The organism is Paenibacillus sp. sg306046, assembly GCF_059821225.1.
In genome coordinates this window covers 127,560-140,725 of record NZ_JCAMRT010000018.1, presented here as the reverse complement: position 1 = coordinate 140,725, position 13,166 = coordinate 127,560, and the positions used below count along the sequence as shown (strand labels likewise).

Sequence of the window (13,166 nt, the reverse complement as noted above, 5' to 3'; positions counted from 1 at the left end):
GCCTGCGCTGTTCTCTCGAACGGCCGAGTTGTAATGTACCATATCTGATTTGGTTTTGCAAGAGCTTTATTTCCCTCAGACCGGATAATCTTCTCAGTCCTTCACGACGGCATTCTCTTGAAGCTTGTAAATAGAAACCGCGGCATGCAAGTTCAAAGCTCCTCACACGCAGCGGTTCAAACGTTCATAGCTTGTATCCCCGGACCGCATAAACAGCAGCAAGTTGTCAACCCGTGAAGACACTTCGCACAGCCAGTCCTGTCTGAATCCGGCAAGGCATCTGGCTTGGCCGGGCTCAGCGAGCGGCGGCCTTGCCGCAGCCAGCGAAACACGGCCGCTCATGCCTCACGACCTGCTCAGGATACCGACCACGCCTCCAGCTTGAGCGACGACTCAGCTTTCAGATCAAGCGGCGAAAATTCCCCTCGCCGGTATTTCAAAAAAGCCGCGGCCGCAATCATCGCCGCGTTGTCCGTGCACAGCGCGAGAGGCGGCGCCAGCAGAGGCACGCCTGCGCTTGCGCAGCGCGCCTCCAGCGCGGCGCGCAGCCCCTTATTGGCGGCCACTCCGCCCGCCAGCAGCAGCTGCTTCGCGCCGTATGCCTTTACGGCGCGTATTGCCTTTTCCACCAGGACCTCGATGACCGAGTCCTGGAAGCCGCGAGCTACGGCCGCCGTCGCCAGCGGCTGCCCCTTCATCGCTGCGGTATTCAACGCAGCGAGCACAGCCGACTTCAGCCCGCTGAAGCTGAAGTCGAACGAATCCGGCTCCAGCCAGGCGCGAGGAAGCGGGACCGCTTCCTCCGCCTCATGAGCGAGCCGGTCAATATGCGGGCCGCCGGGATACGGCAGCTTGAGCGCACGGGCCACTTTGTCGTAGGCTTCGCCAGCCGCATCATCGCGAGTTTGCCCGATAATACGGAAAACACCCTCCGACTCCACATACACCAGCTCCGTGTGACCGCCCGACACAACAAGCGACATAAACGGGTACGCGAGCTGATGAACCAGCTCATTGGCATAAATATGCCCGGCGATATGATGGACACCGATCAATGGAAGCTCCAGCGCGCAGGCGAGTGTTTTGGCCGCCACGACACCGACAAGCAGCGCTCCGATCAAGCCCGGACCATGCGTCACGGCAATCGCGGACAGCTGGTCGGGACGAACCCCCGACTTGGCAAACGCCTCTTCGATAATGAGCGTGATCATCTCCACGTGCTGGCGCGAGGCGACCTCCGGCACAACTCCGCCGTACAGCTTATGAGTTTCCACCTGACTGGAAACAATATTTGCCAAAATATGTACGCCGTCCTGCACGATGGCAACGGATGTTTCGTCACAGCTCGTTTCAATGGCCAGTATAAATACAGGCCGGACAGCCTCGGTCCCGCAGGCGCTGCTGGCTGCTCCATCCTTACTGTTCACTTCGTTACCCCCTTACATTTCCATTTTCCATACCCAATTTAAAAGCCCCCGACTCCGTGAATAAGCGCTCTCGGGCGCTTCCCGGAACCGTGCAGTGCAATCCGCTCCAGCACTCAGGACTTGCTGACAGGCTTGGGCAAATCCGCCCACATAATCAGCGCATCCTCCTGGTTATCCGTGTAGTAGCCGCGGCGGACGCCGACGGAACGGAAGCCTTTTCGCGCATACAGCCGCTTGGCTACTTCATTGGATGGACGCACTTCAAGCGTCATCCGCTGCACGCCCAGCTGGCTCGCTGTGCGCTGCATCTCCGTCAGCAGCCTGTCTCCAAGCCTGCGACCGCGATAAGGAGCGCCGATGGCAATATTCGTGACATGGGCTTCTTCCATAATAAGCCACATTCCGCCGTAACCGACAATTTCGCCGGCCTGCTCCAGCACAATATATTTGGCAAACTGATTGTTCGTCAGCTCGTTCTGAAAGGCCGCCGCCGTCCAAGGCGTCGTGAACGATTCCTTTTCAATCGCGCATATCGCCGGAATGTCCTCGACCCGCATTTCCCGAAAATGCAAGGCGTCCGTCCCGCCGTGCAGCAGCTTGCGATTTTCCACGGCTCCCGCCCCTCCTCTACGATCTTGTGCCGAGAAGCTTCGCTTCGGCTTCCGCCAATTGCGTATAATTCGGAACCAATGCATGAACATGCTCCAATTCCCCCCGCTTCCAGCGCAGCCTGCCAAGCTCCGAGATAAATCTGGCGCGAACTCCGTGCTCCGTCATTTGCACCCTACCGTCCCACGCCTCGTTCAGCCGCTCGATTGCCCCTTGATGCAGCGCCGTTTCGCCGGCAAACAGCACCCGGTGCGGACGTTCCGCGCGGTCCATCTGCTGCCACGGCTCCAGCCATGGCTCAATCAGCCGGATCGCATCGTCAGCTACGCAGCGCCAGCCGACGGGCGACACCTCGTACACAGCGGTAAACGCCTGCCCGCGTCTGGCCTCGATCATCGGAATGATCCACGTCGTCTCTCCGGTCGCAGCCGCATGCTTGACCAGCTCCTCCAGCCCGGTCAGCCTGCCGTTGTGCGCCATAATCGTCTCTTCTTGCTGGACGGCTTGTCCCTGCAAGGTCAGACAAGCGCCGCCAAGCGCCATCGCCTCCAGCGAAGACACGCCAAGCAATGCCAAGCCGTGTGTCCAGGCGAACGTCTTGGCCACCGTGACCCCGATCCGAACACCGGTATAAGAGCCTGGCCCAATCCCGATCGCGAAGCCCCCAATGTCCCCGGCACGCAAACCGGCCTCGTCCAGCAGGCTTTGCAACGCAGGAACAAGGTATAATGAATGATTGCGCTCGGCGCGCGAGGTCATTTCACCGCTCCACACCTCGCCCTGCGACAAAGCGGCCGTCATATAAGCTGTCGAGGTATCGACGGCCAGCATCCATTTATTATCCTCATATTGCCGTTCTGAATTTGTTGTCATGTTAGCCATCCGTTCTCCTTTAACTGCATGCACCATGAAGTATAAGGCTCAGCGGCCGGGGTAAGACGAAAGCGCCGTCCTCCGTCAGCCGCATGCTCGATATAGATGGAGAGACGCTCCGGCGGAAGCAGCTCCTCCACCAGCGAAGCCCATTCGATCAGCGTCACGCCAGTGCCGTAAAAGTATTCGTCGAGCCCCAGCTCATCTGCCTCCTCCGCCGACAGCCGGTACACATCCATATGATAAAAAGGAAGCTCAGCTCCCCCATATTCCTTGATAATCGTAAAAGTCGGACTATTCACGACTCCCGCAACACCCAGCGAGCGCGCTACGGCCTGGGAAAACGCCGTTTTGCCCGCGCCAAGGTCGCCGTCCAGCGCCAGCACCGTGCCAGGCTGGAACAAGTCAGCCAGCTCTGCAGCCAGCTTATTCGTATCCGCCAGCGTCGCCGCGATAAATTCGTAGGAGGACATTCGTTATTTCTCGTCCTTTCCGTCACTAAAATGATTATACCCCTTCTTGTCAAGGGAAATGACCTCGCCGCCGCTCCGAATGAGCCGAACCTCGCGATGCTCCCCGTTCACCAGCCCGATCAGCCGCAGCGAAATGCCGATTTCGCTCAGCTTGCGCTGCAGCTCAGCGGCCTGCCCGGCAGGAACGGTGCCAAGCAGCTCGTAATCCTCGCCGCCGTTAAGCACGTAATCCAGCGGATTGCGCCCAAGGCTCGCTGCATAAGCGGACAGCTCCTCCGCAATCGGAATCCGCTCCTCGATCAGATCAATTCCGATCCCGGAAGCTTCGGCAATTTCCCAGGCTTCGCTGGATAACCCGTCGCTAATATCGTTTAATGCGCCGCACATCCCCGATTCACGCAGCGCAAGCCCGGCCTCAATCTGCGGCAAAGGGCGGCAATGAGCTTGCACCAAATCCGGGTACCAGCTCCGGCCCTCGTCTGGCGCTCCGCTGTCTGATGCCCCGCTGTCTGGCGCTCCGATGAAGCAGGAAGAAGGACCGCATACGGCCAGAGGGCTGTCCATCTCTAGTTGGAGCATCACCAGCTGCGGCTCATGCCCGGTCACAGGGGCCGCTTCTTCCGTTGCTTCCGCTTCCGGGGCTGCTTCTTCCGCAGCTTCCGCTTTCGAGGCCGCCGCTTTCGCCTGCTCCGTGTCGTCTCCCGCTGGCCGCACGAAGCCTTCTCCCGCCTCATGCGTCTCCCCCGCAGCCGGCCACTCGCAGGCGGGACGGTTAACCCGCAGCAGCCAATCCAGTCCTGCGGCCGAGCGGCCCAGGCAGCCGGTCGTAAACACCACATCACCCGCCTGAGCCGAGCTTCGGAGCAATGCGCCCCCAACCGGTGCCTCGCCGATTACCGTAACCGAAATGGTGATGCCGCCGATCGAAGAAGTTGTGTCGCCGCCCACAATGGCGATGCCATAACGGCTGGCGCATTCGTACAGCCCTTCATACATCGCCTGGATTCGCTGCTTCTTCGCCGACCGGGGAACCGAAAGCGCGATCAGCGCAAAGCGCGGCTGACCGCCCATCGCCGCGATATCGCTGACCGCAGACGCCATCGCCTTAAAGCCAACATCATGGTCGCGCATGGTAACGGTTTTAAAATGAACTTCTTCTGTCATCGTATCACAGCTCAAAATCAACTGTGTGCCGAAATTCACATTAACGACCGCAGCGTCGTCGCCGATTCCAACGGCTACTCCCGCCTGTTCCAATAAAGCAGATGGTTGCTTGTCGCCCGTCAGCAGGCGAATCAGGGAGAATTCATCCAATTGTGCCACGTTGATCCGCCTTTCGCCTCGCACTTGTTTTGACCATTATTATAGACCTTGGCCTTGGCTCGCCGCAACAAAAAAGCTCTCCGGTCTATTCCCTGACCAGCAGGAAGAATAGTCGGAAAGCCACGACAAGCAAAGCTGAACAAAGCTATTGAATTTCCTGCAATTGCTCGACGGGCACAATCTTCGTTTCGGCGGGACGGTCCTCATCATGCACCTTGGCTGTACCGGCGTCAACGTCTACCCGGTCGATCCAGACCGCGACTCCATTTAGCTCAACATTAATTTTCCGGTCGGCTTCTAAAATTTCCTGTGCGCGATATGCTTTCATTCCGTTCCATCCCCATCGGTGACAGATTCGGGATGCTTCATCGTATCGGTCGTCGAATCGTCAATCAGCCCGTTGTGCATAGACACGGTGCCGCCGCCGAGCCCTTCATTAATCATCCGGTCGATATCCATGAAATACGCGTCCCGACCTTCATGCCCCGCATCACTGGACAATTCGCTTCCGGCCCCGTTTGCTTGCTCACTCATGGCTTACGCCTCCTTCCCTGGATTGGATGGCTTGCCGCTCGCAACAAGCCTCCATCAACCATAGCGTCCCCGGGAATAACCGCCCGCATACGTCGTTTCTCCCTCCTCTTCATGGAACAGATGGAATGAAAACTGCGGGCGAAAAACGCCCCTTCCAGTGATCGGGCGGCTTGTCTGAGCGCATACTACAGAAAAAAAGACAGGAGGAACGTATCCATGCACACGGTCTGGAAAGGCGCGATCAGCTTCGGCCTCGTTCACGTGCCGGTAAAAATGTTTTCGGCTACGGAGGATAAAGATATTTCGATGCGGATGATTCATAAAGCCTGCAATACGCCGTTAAACTTTGTCCGCAAATGTCAGCATTGCGATCGGGAGGTCGGCTGGGAGGAGATCGCCCGCGGTTACGAATATGAACCAGGGGCATTTGTGCTGTTTGAGAAGGACGAGCTGGAGCAGTTGACTGGCGAAGTGACCAAGGAAATCAAAATTTTGGATTTTGTCGATTTGACGGAGATTGATCCGGTTTATTTCCACAAAACGTATTATTTGTCCCCGAATGAAACGGGCTCCGGCGCTTACCGGCTGCTGCTGGAGGCGATGCGGTCCACAGGAAAAATAGGCATTGCCAAAGTTTCGATCCGCTCCAAATCCAGTCTGGCCGCAATCCGGATTATCGACCGCTGTCTCGCGATGGAAACCATTTATTATCCGGATGAAATCCGGCCGATCGAGCAGGTGCCGAATTTGCCGGAAGCAGCGGAAGTAAATGCCAAGGAACTGGAAATGGCTCAGCTGTTGATTAATCAGCTGTCTACCCCGTTCGAGCCGCACAAATATACGGATACGTACCGGGAAGCGCTGCTGGCCGCTATTGAGCAGAAAGTATCCGGCCGGCAAATCAGTCTCGCTCCTGAGCCTCAACGGGCCAACGTGATCGACCTGATGTCCGCGCTGCAGGCCAGTCTGGAGGCGGTTAGCCCCCTGGTGAGTCCTGTAGCCACTGAGCCTTCGCCCAAGACGAAAAAAACCGGGGACACAGCGAAGCCAGCCAGCAAAACGTCCCGAAAAAAGAAGCAGCCGGTGTCTTCGTAAACGATGGAGCCGTGCCTTGTCTCGAATGCCCAGGATTATACTTGCCAAGTTAAGTAGTGGTTTCAGTATGAACGGTCACGCTGCGGAACCTGATCCAGCGTACAAGCCGCAAGGGGGATTTCCGTAAATGCCTGAATGCTCGGATGCCGCATCGTTCCGCTGGCCGTCCATTCCATAAACTGAACCTTCACCGTCAGCTCCGGCTTGACCCAGACGGCGTCCTTGCCTCGTTCCGGCTCATTGACGAAGGGCCGCTCCGGCGTGATGCGGCTTTTCACTTGTTCGGTCAGCTCCTGCCAGGCTTGGCGATTCAGCTTCCCTGTACCGGCGTGGCCGATATAAACAAATGCGCCGTCCGGATCATACAGGCCAAGGAGCAAGGCATTAACCGTTCCGTCCCGATAGGTGACGCCGCCGACAGCTGCATACAGGTCATGCTGAATTTTCAGCTTCTGCCAGCGAGCATCTTTGCCGCCTATCGCATAGGTGCTGTCCAGGTCCTTGCAGACGATGCCCTCCATGCCATGCTGGAGCATCACCTTCATCAGCCCGTCCGCATCCGCAACATTTTGCACAAGCTGCACATCCGGCTGCGGTTGAACGATTTGCTGCAGCAGCTGCTGGCGCTCCGCCAATGTCTTGTCGGTGACCCAAACGCCATTCACATAAAGCAGATCAAAAATCATATACGTCACCGGGATCAGCTTCGCCATGCGATAAATGGAGGAGTCCTTTTTCAATCCGTCCCGCTGCATAATGGCCTGAAAAGCCGGGCGGTTGTGATGAAAAGCAATCAGCTCGCCATCCAAAATAAAGGAATGTGCCGCGCAATATCTGGAGGCTGCCGTCAGCTCCGGATATTGCAGCGTCCGGTCATGCTGACGCCGATTGACAAGCCGAACGCCCGCGGCATCGCAGTACGTCAGCATACGTACACCGTCCCATTTGATTTGAGCGACCCACTGGCTGCCAACCGGGCTGCTGTCTACGCGAACCGGCTCAAACGGGGTTAAAGGCTTCAGCATGGCGGCGCTCCTTTTTCGATGGATGTTTGCAAGTAAATCGTATATTCCTTGCACTTAAATCAGGATTCCTCTGCGAGAAATGGCCTGTATCAACAAAATAATCTCTACAAAGGAGGCCAGCCGGATGAATCACCCAGGCAGCCCGGCAGCGATGGGAAAGTCGCCTGCCAGCAAAGGCTTTATTACAGTGGAAGGCCAGGAGCTGACCATTACAAACCCGGATAAGCTGCTCTGGCCGGAGCAAGGCATTACGAAGGCAATGTATCTGGAAAAGCTTGCCCGGCTGGCTCCGTATATGCTGCCCTATTGCCGCGACCGCTATTTGACGACGATCCGCTTTCCCCACGGCTGGAACGGCAGCTCCTTTTACCAGAAAAATGCGCCTGCGCCGCTGCCGCCATTCGTACGAACAGCGGAGCTGGACGGAATTCGCTACGTGCGGCTGGATTCGCTGCCTACGCTGTTATGGCTCGGCAATCTGGCCGCGCTGGAATTTCATCCGTCTTCCCAGCGCATCGGAGATTCGCGCCCGGTCGAATGGCTGATGGATATTGACCCCAGCGTTGATCCCGAACCGCGTATTATGGAAGCCGCCACCATCATTGGCGCGATTCTCGACGGCATCCATATCCAGTCCGTATGCAAAACCTCGGGCGCTACCGGCGTGCAGCTGTATGTGCCACTGGACCCCGAGCGGGGTTATACATTTGACGAGCTGCAGCGGATTGGCGCCTTCGTCGCCCGGTATGCGGTCCAGAAGCATCCTCGGTTATTTACGGTTGAGCGGCTGAAGAAAGATCGAGGCGACCGGATTTATATTGATTACTTGCAGCACGGCTACGGCAAAACATTGTCCGCTCCGTACACCCCGCGCGCGCGAAAGGCCGCTTCTATCTCCACGCCGCTTACCTGGAGCGAGGTGGCGCTTCGTCCCGATCCGCGCGACTTTAACTTGCTTACCATTGAAGCCAGATTGCGCCAAACCGGAGACCTGCTGGCGGCGCTGCCGCCGCAAAACCTGGATGCCGTGCTGGATTTTCTGCCTCCGGCTCCAGCCAAGCCCGCACCCGCGGCTGCATCCCGGGCAAAACCCGGCGCAGCGGCCTTACATTAACGGCGACAGCAGTCGGCCCGCGACCTCCTTCAACCGCTGCGCCTTGGACCGCTTTTCGAACTGATCCAGCTTCAGCTCGCGGCTGTCCTTCAAATCCTGCAGAAAGTCGGATTCGAGCCGGTGCAGCGTTTCCTTGTCAAACATTACGGCATTCAGCTCAAAGTTGCTGTAAAAGCTGCGCATATCCATGTTGGCGGTCCCGACGGAGGCCAGCAGCCGGTCGATCAGCATCACCTTGGCATGAATGAACCCTTTGCGGTAGGCATAAAAACGTACTCCCGCCTGCATCAGCTCCTCCATGAAGCTAAGCGAGGCGTAGTTGACGATCCGCGAATCCGGCTTCTCCGGATAAATAATCCGCACATCCACGCCGCTGATCGCAGCTGTCTTCAAGCCCATCGAAATACTCGGGTCAGGGATAAAATACGGGGTCGTAATATAGATTCGTTTTTTGGCCGCTGTAATCGCACCGAAGTACATCTCCAGCACCGCATCCCAATGCGCGTCCGGGCCGCTGGACAACATCTGGACCGGCTTCCTTCCCGGACAATCATGCTCCGGAAACAACGCCGAATCCGTCAGCCGCTGGCCGCTGGCAAAATGCCAGTCGGTCAAAAACGTATGCTGCAAGGAAAATACCGCATCGCCCTCCAGCTCCAGATGCGTATCGCGCCAAAATCCGAGCTGCGGATTGCCGCCCAAATATTCGTTGCCGATATTAAGGCCGCCGACGTAGCCCTTTTTGCCGTCCACGACAACGATCTTCCGGTGGTTGCGGTAATTGATCCGCTTATCGAAGAAAGCGATGATCACCGGAAGAAATAAATACACCTCGCAGCCCGCCTGCCGCAGCTCGGTCACAAAACGCTCGCGCAGCTGGTAGCTGCCGATCCCGTCAAAGATACAGCGGACCGTCACGCCCTCCCGCGCCTTGCGCATGAGCACCTCCTGGAAGCTGCGCCCGGCCTCGTCATGCCGAATCGTGTAAAACTCGAAGTGGATAAACCGGGTTGCCTGCTCCATTGCGGCCAGCATCGCGGGATATGCCTCAGCCGCGTCGGTCAGCACCCTCACCTCATTGCGCATCGTGATCAGAGAGCCCGGAATATTATTGAGCAGTGCGAATAACCGGGTTTCCGTGCGCCAGCCCCGAATTCGATCTTCATCAATGCCGAGCGCCTGCGGCTTCTGCTTTTTGCCGTAGTCGCGGAGATCTCCGCTTACCCTGCGTCCAATGCGCCTCACTTTTTTCCGCTGCGTGTAATCCTTGGCGAGGAAGTAATAGACAGCGAAGCCCACGATCGGGATGATAAATAAAATAAACAGCCACGCCATCGCCTTCGACGGCCGGCGCACCTCTACCAGCAAAATCGTCAAGATTTGCAAAATAAACAAGACAAGCGCAATGACAAGCCCTAACACGATATCTTCCTCCTTGGCAGGCGGCTCCTGCTCCGGATAATTGCTCCGCTTTGGCAAGGCGCTTTAACTCAGGCGGCCTCTTCTGCTAGTTTTAACCACGACGGGCAGACCTATTCGAGCCTGGCGTGAGAAGGAACCTCTTGGATAATTTGGGACGAATGGAGCCAAAATAGGTTGGACATGCGAGCGAAGAAGCCTGACAGCGAGAATGAGAGGAGCGGGGATGCATGGTGCTCAGGCCAGGAAAACATAAGCGGCGGCAGCAGGCGGAGGATGGGATGCTGAACCGCGATTACCGGTTTATCGAGGAGCTGCGCACAGTACCGATCTCGCTGGAGCTTGCGAACAACCAGCGTTATTTAACGGAGCTGTTCGATAACTGCTCGGACTTCGTCATCCGTGAATTCAAGCTGCAGGACAGCGCCAATGCCGTGCTTTTTTTCGTAGACGGGATGGCTAATACGGAAGAAATCAACAGCTCCATGAAGGCGCTGATGATTCTGGAGGGCGGCGAACGGCTGATCGACGATATTTCGGCGACTGCGCTGCCCGTCTCGCAAATTGAGAAGGTCGACAATTACAGAGACCTGCTCCTCGCTGTGCTCGGCGGCGATACGGGCTTGATCGTCGACCGCAACAACAAGGCGCTGCTGCTTGGCGTTCGCGGCATGGAGAAACGCTCGATCAACGAGCCGGAGACGGAATCCGTCATTCGCGGTCCGCGCGAAGGCTTCGTAGAAAATATACGTACGAACACGTCGATGATCCGGCGCAAGCTGAAGACGCCTCACTTGAAAATGAAGCCGCTTATTATCGGCCGGGAAAGCAATACCAATGTTGTCGTAACGTATCTGGAGGACCTCGCTGAGCCGTCCATGGTCGAGGAAGTGCTGCGGCGGCTGCAAAAAATTGATCTTGACGGAGTGCTGGAATCCGGATATTTGGAGGAGTTTATTCAGGACTCCGCCTACTCCCCCTTCCCGCAGGTGCAATATACGGAACGGCCGGATATGGTCGCCTCCGCCTTGCTGCAAGGCCGCATCGGCATCATCGTGGACGGGACGCCGTTTGTACTGCTGGTGCCGTTTATTTTCGCGCAAATTTTGCAGGCAACGGAGGATTATTACGAGCGGTTTCAAATCTCGACGCTGATCCGCTGGCTGCGGTACACCCTCGTCTTCCTCTCGCTGATTACGCCGGGCATGTATGTTGCGGTCACGACGTACCATCAGGATTTGCTGCCGACCACGCTGCTGTTGTCCATTGCCGCTGCGCGCGAAGCGATTCCGTTCCCAGCCGTGGTGGAGGCGCTGATCATGGAAATTACGTTCGAGGCGCTGCGCGAAGCGGGCATCCGGCTGCCGAAAACGATCGGCTCGGCGGTATCCATTCTCGGCGCGCTCGTCGTCGGGCAAGCGTCCGTGCAGGCGGGGATTGTGTCAGCGCCGATGGTCATCGTCGTCTCGATCACAGGGATTGCCTCCTTCACAATTCCCCGGTTCAACGGGGCCATCGCAATCCGCATGCTGCGCTTCCCGATTATTATTGCGGCGTCGGTGTTTGGCATCTACGGCATTATGACCGCCTTGCTGCTCATTATCGGCCATATGGCCAGCTTGCGTTCGTTCGGCATCCCTTATTTATCGCCGCTTGCTCCGCTTTCGGCAGCAGATATGCAGGATATTTTAATCCGCGCCCCGATCTGGGCGATGAAGGATCGCCCTTCCTTCATGCCAACACTGGACCCCACCCGGATGAGCGACGCGCTGCCGGATGAAATCAAGCAGCAATCCGGCCAGCGCGGCAAGGAAATCACCCATCCGAGCGACGTGCCGGACAAGGAGGAGGACGCCTGATGCGTGCGTTCAGACGGGCCTGCGCTGTCATCGTCATGCTGCTGCTGCTGACAGGCTGCTGGGATCGGACAGAAATTAACGACCTGGCGTTTATTTTGTCCAGCGCCATTGATCTCGACAAGGACGGAAGCATCCGCTTCAGTGTCATGCTCCCGCTGCCCGGCTCGATGGGCGGAGCTACCGGCGGGGGTGGCGGTACAGGCGGCGGCAGCGGCAAAAGCTATTACCTCGATTCGGAGTCCGGGCGAACGTTCAAGGACGCTTATAACAAACTGCAGAAGCGCATGGCCCGCAGGATGGTGTTTGCCCACCGCCGAACGGTGCTGATCGGGGAAAGCCTGGCCCGCGATGTCGGCGTGCTTGACGTATTTAATGCGACGCCGCGTTCGGCGGAAAGCCGGATGACAACCTACTTCATTATTACGAAAGGAAAAGCGTATGATCTGCTGCGGGCGACGCCGCGCTTTGAACGATTTCCGTCCGAGGCGATCCGCGAGCTGGCCAAGTCGAAGATGGTGATTGATATGAATCTGAAAGACTTTGCGCTGGCCTTGAGCTTGCCGGGAAGCGATCCGGTTGCGCTTCATATGGGCACGCGGCGGTCGGAAAAAAGTCTGGAGCCGTCTACCGAAGTCGAGCTGCTGGGCTACAGCCAGTTTAAGGGCGACCGGCTCGTCGGCACGCTGGAGGGCCGGGCTGCAGCCGGGCTGACCTGGCTGAAGGCAGGAAGCATCAGCAGCAGCGCCACGCTGTGGACGAAGGAGCAATTTATCAATGTCCGGGTGTTCGATACAGCCAGCAAAATCATGGTGGAAATCAAGAACGGCCAGCTGAGCTTCGATATTATCGTCAACACGAAGGCGAAGGTGACCGAAAGCAGCCACTATTACGATTTCAGCGAGACGGAAAAATTGAACGAAATTGAGAAGCTGCTTTCCCAGTACATCAAGCAGAGCATTGAAGAAACAATCAAGCGCATGCTGGAAAAAAACGCGGACTCGGCCCAGCTCGGCAACCACGTCTGGCGCGCCTATCCGAAAATTTGGGCGAAGGAGTACCAGAAGGTATGGCCCGAGCCGCTGAAGTCGGCAAAGTTTACGATTCACGTCAGCAGCACGCTGACCGAGACCGGGCTGATCACAGACAATATTATTAGATCGGAGATGTAACGATGAGCTCAACCGAGTTTCTGATCTGCTTCGTCCTGCTGGCGGTTCTGCTGCTATTTTCCAACATGAAGCACTGGGCCGAGCTCAAGGGAGCGCTTAAATATTTTTATGTGCTGATGTATGTGCTGACCTTTGCTCTGAGCATCCTCATGATGCTGCAAATTCAGGTTCCGATGCCGACCCAGTTCTTCATCACGCATGTCTCGCCATGGGTGTTTTCGATGATCCATCCGAAGTAGCTTCGAA

General features: G+C 57.1%; 15 protein-coding genes. 5 read left to right on the top strand and 10 right to left on the bottom strand.

What is annotated here, in order from left to right; genetic code table 11:
* Positions 1 to 162 precede the first annotated feature (162 nt).
* The 8 genes from AC6ROY_RS18530 to AC6ROY_RS18495 form a co-directional block, all read right to left on the bottom strand.
* A complete protein-coding gene (locus tag AC6ROY_RS18530) occupies positions 163 to 342 on the bottom strand; it encodes a hypothetical protein (protein WP_500102057.1) in 180 nt (59 codons plus the stop codon).
* Positions 343 to 356: 14 nt separating this feature from the next.
* Complete coding sequence (gene tsaD, locus AC6ROY_RS18525; protein WP_500102056.1) at positions 357 to 1,427, bottom strand: tRNA (adenosine(37)-N6)-threonylcarbamoyltransferase complex transferase subunit TsaD; 1,071 nt, start codon at positions 1,425 to 1,427, stop codon at positions 357 to 359.
* A 113-nt stretch (positions 1,428 to 1,540) separates the two neighbouring features.
* Positions 1,541 to 2,038, bottom strand: coding sequence for a ribosomal protein S18-alanine N-acetyltransferase (rimI, locus tag AC6ROY_RS18520; RefSeq protein ID WP_500102055.1), 498 nt, complete (start codon positions 2,036 to 2,038; stop codon positions 1,541 to 1,543).
* 16 nt (positions 2,039 to 2,054) lie between these two features.
* The gene (gene tsaB, locus AC6ROY_RS18515; RefSeq protein ID WP_500102054.1) at positions 2,055 to 2,909 is read right to left on the bottom strand and encodes a tRNA (adenosine(37)-N6)-threonylcarbamoyltransferase complex dimerization subunit type 1 TsaB; all 855 of its coding nucleotides are present in this window, start codon (positions 2,907 to 2,909) and stop codon (positions 2,055 to 2,057) included.
* Entirely contained in the window at positions 2,906 to 3,382 is a 477-nt protein-coding gene (tsaE, locus tag AC6ROY_RS18510; RefSeq protein WP_500102053.1) for a tRNA (adenosine(37)-N6)-threonylcarbamoyltransferase complex ATPase subunit type 1 TsaE, read from the bottom strand. Before tsaE ends, tsaB begins: the two co-directional genes overlap by 4 nt.
* Positions 3,383 to 3,385: 3 nt before the next feature.
* Positions 3,386 to 4,705 carry a thiamine-phosphate kinase gene (locus tag AC6ROY_RS18505; protein WP_500102052.1) on the bottom strand — a complete coding sequence of 440 codons (1,320 nt, stop codon included), beginning with the start codon at positions 4,703 to 4,705 and terminating at the stop codon, positions 3,386 to 3,388.
* A 145-nt stretch (positions 4,706 to 4,850) separates the two neighbouring features.
* Positions 4,851 to 5,033, bottom strand: coding sequence for an H-type small acid-soluble spore protein (locus AC6ROY_RS18500; protein ID WP_500102051.1), 183 nt, complete (start codon positions 5,031 to 5,033; stop codon positions 4,851 to 4,853).
* A complete protein-coding gene (locus AC6ROY_RS18495) occupies positions 5,030 to 5,239 on the bottom strand; it encodes a hypothetical protein (RefSeq protein WP_500102050.1) in 210 nt (69 codons plus the stop codon). Before AC6ROY_RS18495 ends, AC6ROY_RS18500 begins: the two co-directional genes overlap by 4 nt.
* Positions 5,240 to 5,455: 216 nt before the next feature.
* Between AC6ROY_RS18495 and ku the strand changes: the two genes are divergently transcribed.
* Entirely contained in the window at positions 5,456 to 6,334 is an 879-nt protein-coding gene (ku, locus tag AC6ROY_RS18490; RefSeq protein ID WP_500102049.1) for a non-homologous end joining protein Ku, read from the top strand.
* Positions 6,335 to 6,396: 62 nt separating this feature from the next.
* Here ku and AC6ROY_RS18485 read toward each other — a convergent pair whose 3' ends face one another.
* Entirely contained in the window at positions 6,397 to 7,359 is a 963-nt protein-coding gene (locus AC6ROY_RS18485; RefSeq protein WP_500102048.1) for an ATP-dependent DNA ligase, read from the bottom strand.
* 124 nt (positions 7,360 to 7,483) lie between these two features.
* Between AC6ROY_RS18485 and ligD the strand changes: the two genes are divergently transcribed.
* Complete coding sequence (ligD, locus tag AC6ROY_RS18480; RefSeq protein ID WP_500102047.1) at positions 7,484 to 8,473, top strand: non-homologous end-joining DNA ligase; 990 nt, start codon at positions 7,484 to 7,486, stop codon at positions 8,471 to 8,473.
* Here the strand turns inward: ligD and cls are convergent.
* Positions 8,465 to 9,895: a cardiolipin synthase gene (gene cls / locus AC6ROY_RS18475; RefSeq protein WP_500102061.1), complete on the bottom strand. Its 1,431-nt coding sequence runs from the start codon at positions 9,893 to 9,895 to the stop codon at positions 8,465 to 8,467. The two genes, ligD and cls, sit on opposite strands and share 9 nt — an antisense overlap.
* A gap of 227 nt (positions 9,896 to 10,122) precedes the next feature.
* Between cls and AC6ROY_RS18470 the strand changes: the two genes are divergently transcribed.
* The 3 genes from AC6ROY_RS18470 to AC6ROY_RS18460 are packed head-to-tail and all read left to right on the top strand — an operon-like array spanning position 10,123 to position 13,159.
* A complete protein-coding gene (locus AC6ROY_RS18470; RefSeq protein ID WP_500102046.1) occupies positions 10,123 to 11,751 on the top strand; it encodes a spore germination protein in 1,629 nt (542 codons plus the stop codon).
* A complete protein-coding gene (locus AC6ROY_RS18465) occupies positions 11,751 to 12,920 on the top strand; it encodes a Ger(x)C family spore germination protein (protein ID WP_500102045.1) in 1,170 nt (389 codons plus the stop codon). Before AC6ROY_RS18470 ends, AC6ROY_RS18465 begins: the two co-directional genes overlap by 1 nt.
* Before the next feature lie 2 nt (positions 12,921 to 12,922).
* Positions 12,923 to 13,159, top strand: a complete 237-nt coding sequence (locus AC6ROY_RS18460) for a hypothetical protein (protein WP_500102044.1) — start codon at positions 12,923 to 12,925, stop codon at positions 13,157 to 13,159.
* The last annotated feature ends 7 nt before the right edge of the window (positions 13,160 to 13,166 follow it).

Bases quoted from the DNA above. Each gene is read 5' to 3' on its own strand.
- tsaB (WP_500102054.1), bottom strand. From the start codon at position 2,909: ATGACAACAAATTCAGAACGGCAATATGAGGATAATAAATGGATGCTG.
- AC6ROY_RS18460 (WP_500102044.1), top strand. From the start codon at position 12,923: ATGAGCTCAACCGAGTTTCTGATCTGCTTCGTCCTGCTGGCGGTTCTG.
- AC6ROY_RS18465 (WP_500102045.1), top strand. From the start codon at position 11,751: ATGCGTGCGTTCAGACGGGCCTGCGCTGTCATCGTCATGCTGCTGCTG.
- ku (WP_500102049.1), top strand. From the start codon at position 5,456: ATGCACACGGTCTGGAAAGGCGCGATCAGCTTCGGCCTCGTTCACGTG.
- AC6ROY_RS18485 (WP_500102048.1), bottom strand. From the start codon at position 7,359: ATGCTGAAGCCTTTAACCCCGTTTGAGCCGGTTCGCGTAGACAGCAGC.
- AC6ROY_RS18495 (WP_500102050.1), bottom strand. From the start codon at position 5,239: ATGAGTGAGCAAGCAAACGGGGCCGGAAGCGAATTGTCCAGTGATGCG.
- tsaE (WP_500102053.1), bottom strand. From the start codon at position 3,382: ATGTCCTCCTACGAATTTATCGCGGCGACGCTGGCGGATACGAATAAG.
- AC6ROY_RS18470 (WP_500102046.1), top strand. From the start codon at position 10,123: ATGGTGCTCAGGCCAGGAAAACATAAGCGGCGGCAGCAGGCGGAGGAT.
- AC6ROY_RS18500 (WP_500102051.1), bottom strand. From the start codon at position 5,033: ATGAAAGCATATCGCGCACAGGAAATTTTAGAAGCCGACCGGAAAATT.
- ligD (WP_500102047.1), top strand. From the start codon at position 7,484: ATGAATCACCCAGGCAGCCCGGCAGCGATGGGAAAGTCGCCTGCCAGC.
- AC6ROY_RS18530 (WP_500102057.1), bottom strand. From the start codon at position 342: ATGAGCGGCCGTGTTTCGCTGGCTGCGGCAAGGCCGCCGCTCGCTGAG.